The sequence below is a fragment of the Bradyrhizobium manausense genome (assembly GCF_001440035.1).
Lineage (GTDB): Bacteria > Pseudomonadota > Alphaproteobacteria > Rhizobiales > Xanthobacteraceae > Bradyrhizobium > Bradyrhizobium manausense.
Map to the genome: position 1 here is coordinate 50,365 of NZ_LJYG01000108.1, position 12,724 is coordinate 63,088.

General features: G+C 61.6%; 19 protein-coding genes and 1 pseudogene. 10 read left to right on the forward strand and 10 right to left on the reverse strand.

Annotated features, from left to right (window positions below):
• Positions 1–1,006 precede the first annotated feature (1,006 nt).
• The 5 genes and pseudogenes from AOQ71_RS50445 to AOQ71_RS30275 form a co-directional block, all read right to left on the reverse strand.
• Positions 1,007–1,546 (reverse strand): tannase/feruloyl esterase family alpha/beta hydrolase, encoded by a 540-nt coding sequence (locus tag AOQ71_RS50445; protein WP_488226156.1) that lies wholly within the window; start codon positions 1,544–1,546, stop codon positions 1,007–1,009.
• 9 nt (positions 1,547–1,555) lie between these two features.
• Positions 1,556–2,626, reverse strand: a pseudogene (locus AOQ71_RS30260) (tannase/feruloyl esterase family alpha/beta hydrolase); the annotation flags it as partial.
• Positions 2,627–2,999: 373 nt separating this feature from the next.
• Positions 3,000–3,173 carry a hypothetical protein gene (locus tag AOQ71_RS30265; protein ID WP_245317253.1) on the reverse strand — a complete coding sequence of 58 codons (174 nt, stop codon included), beginning with the start codon at positions 3,171–3,173 and terminating at the stop codon, positions 3,000–3,002.
• Between the two features lie 141 nt (positions 3,174–3,314).
• Positions 3,315–3,818, reverse strand: coding sequence for a hypothetical protein (locus AOQ71_RS44055; RefSeq protein ID WP_083514601.1), 504 nt, complete (start codon positions 3,816–3,818; stop codon positions 3,315–3,317).
• Positions 3,819–3,841: 23 nt separating this feature from the next.
• Positions 3,842–4,345: a Spy/CpxP family protein refolding chaperone gene (locus AOQ71_RS30275; protein WP_057754705.1), complete on the reverse strand. Its 504-nt coding sequence runs from the start codon at positions 4,343–4,345 to the stop codon at positions 3,842–3,844.
• Between the two features lie 259 nt (positions 4,346–4,604).
• Between AOQ71_RS30275 and AOQ71_RS30280 the strand changes: the two genes are divergently transcribed.
• Positions 4,605–5,189, forward strand: coding sequence for an outer membrane protein assembly factor BamE (locus AOQ71_RS30280; RefSeq protein ID WP_162268427.1), 585 nt, complete (start codon positions 4,605–4,607; stop codon positions 5,187–5,189).
• A 260-nt stretch (positions 5,190–5,449) separates the two neighbouring features.
• Positions 5,450–5,887 (forward strand): GYD domain-containing protein, encoded by a 438-nt coding sequence (locus AOQ71_RS30285; protein ID WP_245317254.1) that lies wholly within the window; start codon positions 5,450–5,452, stop codon positions 5,885–5,887.
• Positions 5,888–6,127: 240 nt separating this feature from the next.
• On the opposite strand, the gene AOQ71_RS30290 is transcribed toward AOQ71_RS30285, so the two are convergent.
• Complete coding sequence (locus tag AOQ71_RS30290) at positions 6,128–6,445, reverse strand: PilZ domain-containing protein (RefSeq protein WP_057754719.1); 318 nt, start codon at positions 6,443–6,445, stop codon at positions 6,128–6,130.
• Between the two features lie 296 nt (positions 6,446–6,741).
• Between AOQ71_RS30290 and AOQ71_RS30295 the strand changes: the two genes are divergently transcribed.
• Together AOQ71_RS30295 and AOQ71_RS45490 are read left to right on the forward strand one after the other, a co-directional pair.
• Positions 6,742–6,993: a hypothetical protein gene (locus AOQ71_RS30295; RefSeq protein WP_057754724.1), complete on the forward strand. Its 252-nt coding sequence runs from the start codon at positions 6,742–6,744 to the stop codon at positions 6,991–6,993.
• Between the two features lie 6 nt (positions 6,994–6,999).
• Entirely contained in the window at positions 7,000–7,164 is a 165-nt protein-coding gene (locus AOQ71_RS45490) for a hypothetical protein (RefSeq protein WP_157083694.1), read from the forward strand.
• Positions 7,165–7,212: 48 nt separating this feature from the next.
• On the opposite strand, the gene AOQ71_RS30300 is transcribed toward AOQ71_RS45490, so the two are convergent.
• Positions 7,213–7,515, reverse strand: a complete 303-nt coding sequence (locus AOQ71_RS30300) for a hypothetical protein (protein WP_057754726.1) — start codon at positions 7,513–7,515, stop codon at positions 7,213–7,215.
• 412 nt (positions 7,516–7,927) lie between these two features.
• Here AOQ71_RS30300 and AOQ71_RS30305 point away from each other — a divergent pair, with 412 nt between their 5' ends.
• Together AOQ71_RS30305 and AOQ71_RS46420 are read left to right on the forward strand one after the other, a co-directional pair.
• The gene (locus AOQ71_RS30305; protein ID WP_057754729.1) at positions 7,928–8,224 is read left to right on the forward strand and encodes an HU family DNA-binding protein; all 297 of its coding nucleotides are present in this window, start codon (positions 7,928–7,930) and stop codon (positions 8,222–8,224) included.
• A 508-nt stretch (positions 8,225–8,732) separates the two neighbouring features.
• Positions 8,733–8,873, forward strand: a complete 141-nt coding sequence (locus AOQ71_RS46420) for a hypothetical protein (RefSeq protein WP_167354004.1) — start codon at positions 8,733–8,735, stop codon at positions 8,871–8,873.
• A gap of 242 nt (positions 8,874–9,115) precedes the next feature.
• Here AOQ71_RS46420 and AOQ71_RS49815 read toward each other — a convergent pair whose 3' ends face one another.
• Both AOQ71_RS49815 and AOQ71_RS30310 read right to left on the reverse strand, forming a co-directional pair.
• Complete coding sequence (locus AOQ71_RS49815) at positions 9,116–9,241, reverse strand: hypothetical protein (protein ID WP_283809624.1); 126 nt, start codon at positions 9,239–9,241, stop codon at positions 9,116–9,118.
• A 73-nt stretch (positions 9,242–9,314) separates the two neighbouring features.
• On the reverse strand, positions 9,315–9,545 hold the full coding sequence (locus tag AOQ71_RS30310) for a hypothetical protein (RefSeq protein ID WP_057754732.1): 231 nt from the start codon (positions 9,543–9,545) through the stop codon (positions 9,315–9,317).
• 278 nt (positions 9,546–9,823) lie between these two features.
• On the opposite strand from AOQ71_RS30310, the gene AOQ71_RS30315 reads away from it, so the two are divergent.
• On the forward strand, positions 9,824–10,105 hold the full coding sequence (locus AOQ71_RS30315) for a hypothetical protein (protein WP_057756625.1): 282 nt from the start codon (positions 9,824–9,826) through the stop codon (positions 10,103–10,105).
• 73 nt (positions 10,106–10,178) lie between these two features.
• Here the strand turns inward: AOQ71_RS30315 and AOQ71_RS46425 are convergent, their stop codons facing one another.
• Positions 10,179–10,343 carry a hypothetical protein gene (locus AOQ71_RS46425; RefSeq protein WP_167354005.1) on the reverse strand — a complete coding sequence of 55 codons (165 nt, stop codon included), beginning with the start codon at positions 10,341–10,343 and terminating at the stop codon, positions 10,179–10,181.
• A gap of 265 nt (positions 10,344–10,608) precedes the next feature.
• On the opposite strand from AOQ71_RS46425, the gene AOQ71_RS30320 reads away from it, so the two are divergent.
• The 3 genes from AOQ71_RS30320 to AOQ71_RS30330 form a co-directional block, all read left to right on the forward strand.
• On the forward strand, positions 10,609–11,370 hold the full coding sequence (locus AOQ71_RS30320) for a Sir2 family NAD-dependent protein deacetylase (protein ID WP_057754735.1): 762 nt from the start codon (positions 10,609–10,611) through the stop codon (positions 11,368–11,370).
• A 198-nt stretch (positions 11,371–11,568) separates the two neighbouring features.
• A complete protein-coding gene (locus tag AOQ71_RS30325) occupies positions 11,569–12,201 on the forward strand; it encodes a cold-shock protein (RefSeq protein WP_057754738.1) in 633 nt (210 codons plus the stop codon).
• Positions 12,202–12,363: 162 nt separating this feature from the next.
• Positions 12,364–12,724, forward strand: a 361-nt coding sequence (locus tag AOQ71_RS30330; RefSeq protein WP_245317256.1) for a DUF192 domain-containing protein, incomplete at its 3' end; no start/stop codon positions are given.

Genomic DNA, 12,724 nt, shown 5'->3' on the forward strand with positions numbered 1-12,724 from the left:
GGGGGGAGGGGCAGGGGGCGGGGGAACCTGAGGCAGGGTTGGCCTGTCGGAAAATTGCGGTCAAACTGTTTGGTTGGATAGAGACTTCTTCTGCTGCAACGCCCATAGCGAGTGCTGGAGCAACAGACGGCGCGGTTGCCGAAGCCAGCCAAGCTTGATTGCAGGGCCACCGCTACGACGCTGACGATTTTTCATAAGACCGGGAAAACTCGGCAAAGACGTTTGCGTTATAGGACCAATGGGAGACGCCCAAGAGGTGAGGAGATGAGCAATTTTCCAATTTTCACCCTATTCAGTGCCGGTCTGTTCGTCCTGCTCATCCATGGTTTGGTCGCCTCCGACGCATCGCAAAGGGAAGATTTGGACACTGCTTCCCTGCGCCGAATTTGCGAAGCGGAAAACGTAACCGATGTCCAAATTCATGAATGCACAATCAGACACAGAATGCAGCACGCCGTCGAAGCACGATTGAATCGAAGAATTGCGGTGACAGTGCCCTAAATTGCTTTTCCGCCGCGCACCATTCGAGGTCGCTGCAAACGTGACGCCGGGGCACCATTCGAAAGCCGCTGCAAGGGTATAGAGCCCGCAGGACGGGTTGAGCCCTTGCGGAAGCCATCGCTCTTGTTGCCTGGTAGTGTCGCGCCATGACCGCGGACCTCCTCGGCTTCGTTTCGTGTGGAGGCTTCTTCACCGTCAATCGGGAATTACGGTGACAGTGCACTCAGCTGCTTCCGCCGAGCATGTCGAAGTCGCGACGGGATGAATTGAGCACTGTCACGGTCATGCGCAATTCTATGTTCAAATGAACAGTCATCATCACGCGTACAGGTTTGTCATTACGGTGACAGTGTACTCAATCCAATGTCTGTTATGCGCCCCTCCGTCGCTGATGCGTCGAGTTTAGTGCACTGTCACCGTAATCTGTCACTGCAATTATCGTGTCTCGCTTCTGGGGTGCAGTCCAGCACTGTCACCATAATTGGACACACCGCGCACAGCTCTCCTACTTGCACTCGAAACTCCCCGCGCTCTCCGGATCGCCTTGTCCCTTGTACTGTGCATGTTGCGGATAGGCGCACAGCGGCCGGCTGCGGCCGGGGAAAGCTGGTCCCGTTGCGACCACCGCATCGGGCGCCTTGCCGTCTTCGACCCAGTTCACGACCGCGCTGAGGAGATCGAAACGATCGAGTGTGGCGCCGCTCGAGCAGTGACCCATGCCGGGCACCCGGAAGGCCCGGCTCGATGTCTCCCGCACCATCTCCATGCCGCCGGACTCCGCCGCCATGCGCTCGTAGTAATTCACGGTGTCTTCAGCCGAGAACCAGGGATCGCTCACACCGTGGTAAAACAGCAATTTGCCGCCACGGCCGAAATAGCTCGAAAGGTTGGTCCAGTAGGCGGTGTTGGCGAGGCGATCCATCCCGCTGGCGTTGACCCGGTCTTCGAGTTGATCGACGTCGATGCTGTCCCAGACAGGCGGTCCGACCGGACTGCGCGCGCCTGTCGCCAGGATGCCGGGAATGGCAACGCCCTCGGCTGCCACGCCGCTGTCCCACGGGAACGGCGGGTAGACCGGCGTGCCGCGTGAATTCTTTGGTCCGGCAAAAGCCTTCTTCAGGGCATCGACCTGTGGCGGCGCCAGGCAGGAATCCGTCTTGCTGCCGTTGCAGGTGAGGACCCCTGGATCGAATTGACAGGCCTTGCCGTCGAAGATCAGGCCATCCCTAACGCCATCCTTGGCATCGCAGGCCTCGAGGATTGCGTTCGTGATCAGCTTGCGCTCATCAGCGGAAAAAGTTTTTGCGGGCTCCGGCTTGCCGGACGCATCTTTCGGCGCGATCTGGCTGAAAGCAGCGTTGGCCCAGGCGAGACCGATATTGGAGTTGCCGGTGCGCATCGCGGGCGCGCCGGCGACGATGCCGTCGAATTGTTCGGGATAGCGCGCCGAGGCCAGCATGCCTTCGCGGCCCCCGGTCGAGCACCCCGTGAAATAGGAATGTTTGGCGGGCTGGCCGTAGTAATGCGCGACGATCGCCTTGGCGGCCATCGTCACCTTGCCGACAGAGGCAGTGGCGAAGTTGAGCGCGGCTTCCTGGTCCTTCAGGAACGAGGCATCGAACACCGCGCCCTGATGACCGCTATCGGTCGAGACGACGACGAAGCCGCGCGCCAGCGCCGGCACCTCGCCGGCCGCCTGATAACCCAGCGGCGGCCGGATCGAGCCGTTCAAACCGCCGCCGCCCTGAAACAGAAACCGGCCGTTCCAGCGATCGGGCAGGGCGACGGCAAAGCCGATCGCGTAAGGTTTGCCCTCGACGCCCACGCGCTGATCGACCACGCCATCGGCGCGGCAGTTTTGCGGAAGCGCCACCGAGATTGTGGCCGGCGCCGGCGGCGACGGCTGCACGGTACCCGGCGGCGCCTCCGGCACGATTTCGGCCTTGGTGACAGACGCCGTCGATCCCGGCAGCTTCCAGCCGGTCAAGTCAGCGCATTTGAGCGCGGGTGGGATGTTGGCTGAATCGTCGGCGCTGGCCGGCGAGATCGCGATCACCGTGATGGCTGCTACGAGAGCCAGGCAAGCCATGGCAGCATCATCAGCCACATTTCTGTTTCGCTGCATCGTTTCTTCCCTGCTGTTTTTGTATTGCGGTGCACGTGACTCACGCCGGCCCCGGATGATCTGGTGTACCGACACTGAAACTATCTTGAGATATTCGGGAGGTGCCGTCCAGCGGCGCAGGCTTCGAACCGCTCTCGCCGTTCGCCCTTGCCGATGAAGTCGATCGAATGGGACCGCGGATGCTACGGCGCTTGCAGACGTCGGCCACAGAATGACGCTGCAATTCTTCCAGGCTCCGTGAACCGAAAGTGAATTTGGATTAAGTGGCAGCACCGTGACCGACTTTATTTCGGAAGGCACTCCACGTTGTAAGCGATGATGATCTGGGCAGGATCGGCTTTTCCGATGCTCTTCAGGTCCTCCAAACCGCTTCTCAGCTTGTTCCAGCTTCCTTCAAGCTGCCCTCAAGTGCCGACTTGGCCGCTTTGCATCGCTCTTCGCTCGTGAACTCCTGAAACACCACCGTCGCAAGCAGCCTCCATTCCGCCTTGTCGCTGGCGGCGGCCGGGCTGACCGAGTAGGAGAAGACGTACATCAGCACCCACATTGCCATCCCCGTGCGGTGTCCGCGATGACGAATGCGCGAAGTCGGATACCGAGCGAGAGAGTCCACTTCGCGCCTATTTGAACCCCGGCAATTTGACGTCGCGGCGGCAGTGTGGCGTCTGCCGCGCGCGATCGAGTTTCGTCAGTAGCTGTATCCGTAAGGATATTGGCCGGGACAAACGTAGTTGCCAGAGGCGTCGTAGTAGCAGCCGCTGTTGTAGTTGTTGTAGTAGCCGTAAGCTCCTGCCGCGGCTGCTGCTCCCACAGCGGCGGCACCGTAGCCCCAACCCGGGCGATAGTAGCCGCCACCATATCCGGGGTAGCCGGCGATAGGACGGCCCGGGCGGCCCGCGATGGGACGGCCCGGATAGCCGGGGCGACCAGGCCGGCCCGCTATTGGATGCGACGGCCGAGGACCTCCGGCGACGCGGTAGCCGCGGCCACCGTGGACACGCCCGGCATGAACGGCACCGCCGCGGACGTGAGCTCCGCGCATGCCGCCGCCATGAAAGCCCCCGGCGCGCATGCCACCACCACCACGGTACCCGCCACCGCCGCCACCTCGCCGGGCGAACGCGTCATCGGGAATGAGACTGGCGGTCACGAGAATGATTGCTGCCAAAGCAGTGAGGATGTATCGAAGCATGATCTACCTCCATGTGGATGGCTCTAATCGTCGTCGTCCTCGGCTTCGACGCTGTGCTCGATCACATCGTGCATGCCCCGCACGACGACATAGGAAGCAAAAGACATTCTCCTCTTCTGATCATCACTCAATGTTTTGTAGAGCGGCTCCCAGGCATCGGCGAGCTTCTTGAGATCGGCTCCGCGCTGAATCAGCCGGTCCGCCCTGCGTTGCATGAGCTCGACCGGGTTGCCCTGGTGGAGGGGATCCGTGGCGTCGTCATGCAGTTCGGCGATCCGCTCCAGGCGGGCCTGCCGGTTCTTCGCTCTGTTGCGGATGGCTTCCTCGACGGCCGGCCAGAGTTTTTCCTGCTCGGACGTCAATTGCAACGCGGCCTTGACGATGCCGACACGAATGTCCGTCAGGCTTTTCAGGTCGGCGGCGCTCGGCTGCGCTACTCCCACCGTCGATGGCGTCTCGGCTGCGAAGGTGAGAGATGAAGTCGTCGCCAGCAGCGCGATCGCCGCAAAGCTTGCTTTGCTGCCCATGGCACACTCCTGAGCTTTGTATCCTGCGCCCCCGAGTAGAAGGAGCTGTGCGGGCGGGCGCTATGTTGACCTAAGTCAAAGGACAGGTGACCGGCCTATAGATGCGCTTCCGACGGTTCCCCGCAGCTGGATGAAGGGCAAAGGCTTCATCAAGACTTCGCAGTGAACGGTGGAAGCCGACTGAACCCTTGTCGAGCGAGCGCGACTAAGCTGCATGGTTCGGACAAAGACGCTCTTCCTGCTGCTTCTGCTTTTCGCGATGCCCGCGGATGTCTGCTTCGCGCAGACACCGCCGCCGCCACTCGATGAACATGCGCTCGAGCGCGTGCCGCCGACGGTCGCGAAGAGATTGGCGACCCGATTTTCGCTGGGCGGATTCGCCGGCCGCTTCGAGGAGACGCCGCTCGGTGCTATCAGCGAAGCCGTGGGCGAGGGGACCATGCAACAGCAGGGCGACGCTGCAGCTAGCATCTACTGGCTGTGTTATCGGCAACCGCAGCATCTGATATGGGTGGTGTCCAGCGGAGAGATGGGCGGCGCGGACCATCGCGTCACGGAGATCGTCGAGGAGCTCGCCGAGAAAGACGCCGGCGCCTCGACCGATTGCGCCATCATCCCGGACAAGTTCTCGCCCGTCGTCTTCGACGGCAAGCTGCATTTGGGTATGTCGCGTCAGCAGGTCATCACGGCGCTGGGACCACCGTCGAAGTCGGAAGCTGCCCAGATGGTGTATTCTCACGCGGGAAAGCGCCCACACGGTTTCGATGAGACCGCATGGCTCATTCTCGGATTTCGTGAGGACAAGCTCGTGTCCATGCGCGGCGGCAAGACCACGACGAATTGAAGTGGCTGCTGGCAGCGTTCATGCTTCACCGCGTGATGTGAGCGAGGTGCGCCCGCTCCCGCCATGATCCCCATCGGATAACCAGCTTCTCCACCATCTTCGAAAAGCGGTGACAGTGCACTTGCAAGAGCGCAACTCATCCGACGCGCTTGCAGCGGCTGCACGCGAAAGGCGTCTTTCACACCTGCTCCGGCTGATGTATCGTCAGGACGAGCCGCCAACGAGGTGTGCCGAAATCTCGTCGGTTACCGGCGGCCTTTGTGCCCACGGCGGGCAAGTACTCCATCATTGTTCGCAAGCCTACGCTCGTGACGACCAACTCGTCGCGGCCAGATTTTCATGAGTTCAGAAGGAATTCAGCCATGCATTTCTGTATCACAGGGCAATACACCCCGCGTTCTCTCAATGCGATCCTGGAAAACCCCACGACCAATCGCCAGGAAGCGGCAGCAAAGGTGATCGAAGCCGGCGGTGGCAAGCTGGTCTCGATGTACAGCGTTGCTGCCGACGGGCCCGGTGTTCTCGTGATCTTTGACGTGCCTGATCCGAGCATTGCACCGGCGATTTCGGGGCTGACCGTCGCCACAGGTGCGCTGCAGAACGTGAAGCTGACGCGCCTGTTCACCCAGGACGAGATCAAGCAGGTGCGGCAGAATGCGGTCAAGCTGCGCGCGTCTTACAAGCCGCCGGGCAGCTGATCTCTGTGAACCACCGCTGTCGCAGGGTGGGTTAGCCCTGCGACCGCAAAGCGCTGACCGCACGGCGTGACCCACCATGCTTTTCGCAAATGCCGGCCGAAGTTGGTGGGTTACGCTCAACGGACTGCGCTTCGCGCATCCGCGGAGCTAACCACCCTACAAAGCACCCCACGACAGGCGGGCCCTCGGGATGAGGGCAGATTTGCGTGGCAGCGCTGCCAGTCTGTTGGGAGTTCCCCGTCACTTCACCAGGGTTTCGCCGCGACGCGCTCGCTTCGCTGCCCTGCCGCGATTGATGAATTGAACGCCGACGAATTCGCCATTGATCCAGGCAAGCTCGCAGTGTCGGTAGGCGAGGCCGATGGGGGACAGCACCAGGAAGAATTCCCTCTGGCCGATATCCGTCACGGCGCCGTCGATCACCAGCTTCGCCCCCATTTCGGAGACGTCGTGGATCTTGCAGGCGCGCTGCCATGTGCCGTCGATCGCCATGACGCGCGCATCGAGCGGCCGTTCGAACGCGACGCGCCTGTCCTTGCGTAACTCTCCCTCGCTCATCGAGCACCCCCGGTGATGATCTCCAAGCGGCGGTGCAGGCTAGGGCAAGAAGCTTGATCTTCGGTGAACAAGGCGGCGGCGGAGGCTTAAGATCAAGGTGAGATTTGCACGGGATTGTTGCGCAGCGTCGCACTGATCCAGGTCGAGGCGAGCCCTGAACGGTGCCTCATGAACCTTGGCGGGCCAGGGCGACCAAGTCACATGCTGAAGGGCTTGCAATTGCGGTGACGACGTCAGGCAAAGCGAAGCGGGGACAGTGTTGGCCTCTCCCGCAAGCGAAGCAAGCATGAACCGGGATGGCGCTTGAGGCGACGAATGCCTGGAAACGAGGGCATTTCGCCGTGACATGGTTCAAACGATACGTCGTCAGTTACCTGATCGCGGTGGTCTTTTTTGCCGGCTACGATGCCTATCGGCGGCCTGGCGAGGACGCGCATTTGGCGACGATCCTGGTCGTGTCTGCAGGCTGGCCGGTGTTCGCTGCGCTGGTCGTGGGCGGCTCGATCGGCGACGCGGTGCACGGCATCAAGTCTGGCAGGGCTGGATGAGCCGCCATGCTTGACGCCTTGTTCGGCTTCGTCTTCGAGATGGTCCTCAACCTGGTTGGAGCCGCCATCGCCAAATTGTTCGGCGCGGACGACGTGGCAGAAGCCGGGAGCATGATCATCGGCATCGGCATTCTCGCGATCGGCTTCGCCATCGCGATATGGGGGCACTGAAGGGCGATCGTCCCGAGGACGATCGCTCGATGTGTCGGCGCTCGCCGCCTATGCCGCGATCCGTTGCTCTGGCGGCGTCGTCAAATATTTCAGTGCTTCGGCATGCTCGAGGTCAGGCACCGCGATCGCCGTGTGGCTGTAGATCGCGTGCGTGCGCGACTTTGCGATGTTGTCCAGGATATCTTTGCCCTTGATGACGTGAAGGCCCATGCCGTCTCCGGACGGGAAGATCGCCAGCACCACGTCATAGGCCCTGATGACCGACCTCAGCGCTTCGGCCTTGTCTTCGGCGACATCGACAAATACGCGGACATCGGCCGCGAGTTCACGCAGCTCATCAAAATTCAGCACTTTTCGGGTACTCCAACGCAACAAGACTGCATGAAAGAGTGGATGCGTTAGGTTACCAGAGTCTGAACAACATCCATCAAGATCAAAGTTTCCCGGTGAGGTGAGGCCGGGTGTGGAAAACTCCCGCGACGGTCAACGCGCGGACCTCCCTCACGCGGGTTCAAGCACGCCGAAGCATCGGACGTGCGCCATCCTCAGCACTGTTGCCGCGGCGACGTCATCGCCACGGCCAGACGGAAACAGGACGGAACCCGAGCCGAACTGCTGCTTGCGTTTTCGCCCCTGATGGGCTCTAAGCCCGGCTGCTTCGTGGCCTTCAGGCACGAACAGACGCGGCGCGCATGGTTTTACCGTTTCCGGGACGAAGCTACAGCGCAGCTCGCGCGCACTCCCATTCAGAGGAATTCCAGACATGGCGAAGATGACCAAGACTCAATTGATCGATGCGATTGCCGAGGGCACGCAGCTTGCGAAGAACGACGTAAAGTCGGTCATCGAGTACATGGCGACGGTCGGCTACAAGGAGCTCAACGAGTCCGGCGAGTTCGTTATTCCCGGTTTCGTGAAGATGTCGGTCGTCAACAAGCCGGCGACCGAGGCCCGCATGGGCATCAATCCCTTCACCAAGGAGCCGATGCAGTTTGCTGCCAAGCCGGCGAGCAAATCGGTCAAGGCCTCGCCGCTGAAGGTGGCCAAGGACGCCGTCTGAATCCGGCTGTCGCGCGTCATCCGCGCCTCCGGGCGCGGCGTGACAATCTTCTAAAGCGCGATGAGAGTGGGTTGAATCACCATCGCGCTTTAGCTTTTGGTTTGAGCATGATCTTTTCGGAAAACCGCTTCAGACTTTTCCGGATCATGCTCAAAGACTGATGTCGTCACGTTCTGCGTGGAATTCTCCAAGGCCATCCCTGCACAACGAAAAAACCCCGCGCTTGCGCACGGGGCTCTCTCGCTGACGGCGTTGGGATTTCAGCGCCTGGCCGCCAGCCGCTCTCTAACTTAAGGTTGAAAATCCAAAAAGCAACAGCGCCGCGGTGACGGAATATGTTCGTCCATCGCGGCGCTGCCAATCTGACTGGGCGCTGAAATCCCCAGCTTCCATAGGTCTTGGGCGCGCCGAAAAGGTTCAACGCGATACGCACAGGAAATTCGCGTGCGGGCTGGACTTTATGTTCTCATTTTGTTCTAGTGAGTCATCCAGCTCAAGGAGATGATTCATGACCGTTGAGAAGCAGCGCGAAGTGATCCGGCTCTGGAACCAGCTCAGGAAGGTCGAGGGCCCGGCCGCAGAGGAAATCCGCATCCAGATCCTGGAATGCTTTGCGGAGAAGCCGAGCGCCCGGCGCGCGGCGGCCTGAAGGCCTCCGCTCGAGGCGGTGACGATCCCCTGTGACGGCGCGTCGCTTCATCGCTCGTTAGGAAATGCCTGCCACCGCATGACTCGCCTCCGATTCGTTCTTCAGGAACGAAATGGAGTCGGATGCAGAACGGGTCGTGTGTGAGGAGGCATCGACGCCGCGGCCTGTGCCAAACGAGTCGATCGACTCCTTTGAAAGGCCGACCGGCTGGTACGTACGGCAGGTGACGTGCGGCAGGCTAATTAGCGTTTGCTGCGGCAGGTCTCGTCCTCGGCGGAGTCCTGCGAGCACCCAGCGCCGCTTGTTGCGAGCGCCACGAAGCCGGCATAGCCGGAGAGGTTGAGCAAGACTTCGAGCCAGACGGGCATGATGAGCTCCTCTTGCGGGAAGACGATTTCAACCCGCGCGCGAGGCACCTGTTCCCTTGCGAAGAAACGCCGCTCAAAGCGGCGAGGTGGGATCGAGCCGCCGACCGAGCGTCGCAACCGCCTCCGGGGACGGCGATGATTTGAGGAACTCGGCGATTGCGCGGGCGAGCTCGCCGTCGCTCATTGGCGTCGGGGGCGGGCGAAGCGCGCCTGTGCCGAAGTTCCGGACGATCTCGTCGTAATGCTGCGTGTCGTTTGCGGGAACGAGCCTGCGGATGCGGGCGAGCAAAGCGGATATCGGCAATCTTGTCTCCTCGGCCTCCCGCCCCGTTGGCAGCCATTGATGTCTGCTGCCATTTTGCCCGCGAAACTGAAAACCCCGCCAGCACCGCGGAGATGCTGACGGGGTCGTCATGCTCTTGCCCCACCGGATGGCGGAGGCCTTCGCATGTATGGCGTCAATCCATCGCAGTTCAAAACGTTCCGCCAGCCGGGAGATTATTTTCTGCCCGTCGCGGTTCCATCCGCGGCGAACCAATGCGCCGGGGCTGCGTTGTCCGACCAGATGCGAAGGAGGAGATCATGAAAAAGACACTCGCCGTCCTTGCCACCGTCGCCGCCGTCGGCGTGACCGCGGTTGCGGCACCTGCACAGGCGCACGACTACGGCCCGGGCCTTGCGTTCGGTCTCGCCGCCGGCGCGATCACCGCGGGCGCCGTCGCAGCGTCCCATCCGTACGGCTATTACGGACCGAGATACGGCTATTATGGCGGCCCGGTCTATTATGAAGGCTACGGCCCGGGCCCGTATGCTTATTATGGCGGACCGTACTACCGGCACCACCGCTACTACCGTCACTGGTAATGGCCCAAGGAATCGAAAAGCCCGGAGCGATGCTCCGGGCTTTTTTTCGTTCGCAAGGCACCGCGCGATGCGCTCACGGCCAAAGCGAGGGTCGTTCCACCTTGCGTGCGTTCTCCAGCGTCGAGACGAAATACTCTTCGCGCTCGCGCTTGAATTTCTCCTGCGTGGCTCGGAAGGCGGCGACACGGGCGGCGATCTCTTCGCGTTCGCGGATCTTGCGTTGTTCGGCTTCGGTCATGTCAAATCCCCACTCCACTTGAGTCTATGTGCGCGTCTGAACTCAAGTACTGCCGCCGCAATCACGTTGAGTCGCGTCAACACATGCATTGGCGCTTCTGATTGGGGCGTCAATGGGGAGGAGGCATTGCAGGATTGTGATAAGCGAGGGTCGGCAAGGAATTGCCGCCTGATGACAGTGCATGCGCGGCGGGGGATAAGAGCGTCAACAATCCTGCCGCTTGCAAATGGTGCAGCAGGCGCGACTTTGAATCGGGAGGTGGCGCATGATTGCAAAGGACCTTCAGAGCGGCGTCGAGCAACTCGGCGACATGATCGCGCGTGCCAGGATCATCGTGCCGTTTACCGGTGCCGGCATCTCGACCGAATGCGGCATCCCGGACTTCCGCTCACCGGGCGGCATTTGGACCCGCCACCGCCCGATCCAGTTCGAAGAGTTCGTCGCGAGCCAGTCGGCGCGCGATGAATCCTGGCGCCGCCGTCTCGCGATGGAAGAGGTGTTCGCCGCGGCAAAGCCCGGCCGCGGTCATCGTGCGCTGGCGGCACTGCATCGTGCCGGGAAGGTTCCGGCAGTGATCACCCAGAACATCGACAATCTGCACCAGGCCTCCGGCTTCGCTCCCGATTGCGTGATTGAACTTCATGGCAATACCACTTACGCGCGCTGCATCGGATGCGGGCAGGTCTATCAGCTCGACTGGGTGAAGCGCCGCTTCGACGAGGACGGCGCGGCGCCTGACTGCACCGCATGCGACGAGCCGGTGAAAACCGCAACGATCTCATTTGGTCAGGCGATGCCCGAGGATGAAATGCAGCGCGCGACCGAGCTGTCGCAGTCTTGCGACCTCTTCATCGCCATCGGTTCCTCGCTCGTGGTGTGGCCGGCGGCCGGCTTTCCGATGATGGCGAAGAATTCGGGTGCACGTTTGGTGATCATCAATCGCGAGCCGACCGAGCAGGACGAACTCGCCGACCTCGTCATCCACCACGACATCGGCGAGACGCTCGGCCCCTTTGTCGGCAATTGAGGCGTTAGTTTGATTCGCGGCTATGCAAGCTGTTCATAGGTTCCGGCGAATCACTTTTTTATCTATGCGTCTCAACCGGGAGTGTTATCTTTTGAGTCGAAAGATTCGCGTCGCGTCGAATGAGAAGATTCTCTTAAGACGCGTGATTCGAGCACCGCCGATGTGGCGGGTTGCATGACAGTTGCGGGGTCCGGGGTTATGGGGTCGTCGGACGGATTTGAGTCCAAGAAGCTGGGAGTTCCCGCGCCGGGCGAGCACGGCGCCGGTCGCGACAACGCGCTCAGTCCCTTCACCGGGCTGGGTGAGGGCAGCGCCAACCTCGTCGAGGTCCATGGCGTCATCAAATGGTTCGACGCCTCAAAGGGCTACGGCTTCATCGTCCCCGACAATGGCTGGCCCGACGTCCTCCTGCACGTTACCGTCCTCAGACGCGACGGCTTCCAGACCGCTTACGAGGGTGCCCGCATCGTCGTCGAGTGCGTCCAGCGCGCCAAGGGCTACCAGGCTTTCCGCGTCGTCTCGATGGACGAGTCGACCGCGATCCATCCCGCACAGATGCTGCCGCCGCGCACCCACGTCACGGTCACCGCGACCAGCGGCCTCGAGCGGGCCCAGGTCAAATGGTTCAACCGGCTGCGCGGCTTCGGCTTCCTGACCTGTGGCGAGGGCACGCCCGACATTTTCGTGCACATGGAGACGCTGCGCCGCTTCGGCATGACCGAGCTGCGTCCGGGCCAGTATGTGCTGGTCCGCTTCGGGCCCGGCTCCAAGGGCATGATGGCCGCCGAGATCCACCCCGAAACCGGCTCGCCAGGCCTCCAGTCGCACTAGCGGACTTCAAATTTTCGTATTCGTCAGCAGAAGCGCGCAGGGGCCTTGCGCGCTTCTGGCTTTTGCGGCGGTGGCCGCGTAAGGATGTCGCAGTCCCGCAACCGCCGGGCCGTCATAATCGTCCCCGCGTTTCCTGCCGAGTTTTCTGCCGAGTATCCCGTCATGAGCTTTGATCGAAAGGCCGCCCGGTCCGTTGCCCGGGGCTTTCTTGCCGCCGCTCTCGTCATTGTCGGCTTCGCCGTCGCCCCCGTTCGCGCCGCCAGCTTCCAGCCGCTCGAGATCGTCACCAAGAACGGCGTGCAGGTGTTCTCGGTGGAGATGGCGACCACGGAGGAGGAGAAGCAGACCGGGCTGATGTACCGCAAGGAATTGGCCGACGGCAAAGGCATGCTGTTCGACTTCAATCCCGAGCAGGAAGTGTCGATGTGGATGAAGAACACCTATGTCTCGCTCGACATGATCTTCATTCGCGCCGATGGCCGCATCCTGCGCATCGCCGAAAACACCGAGCCGCTCTCGACCA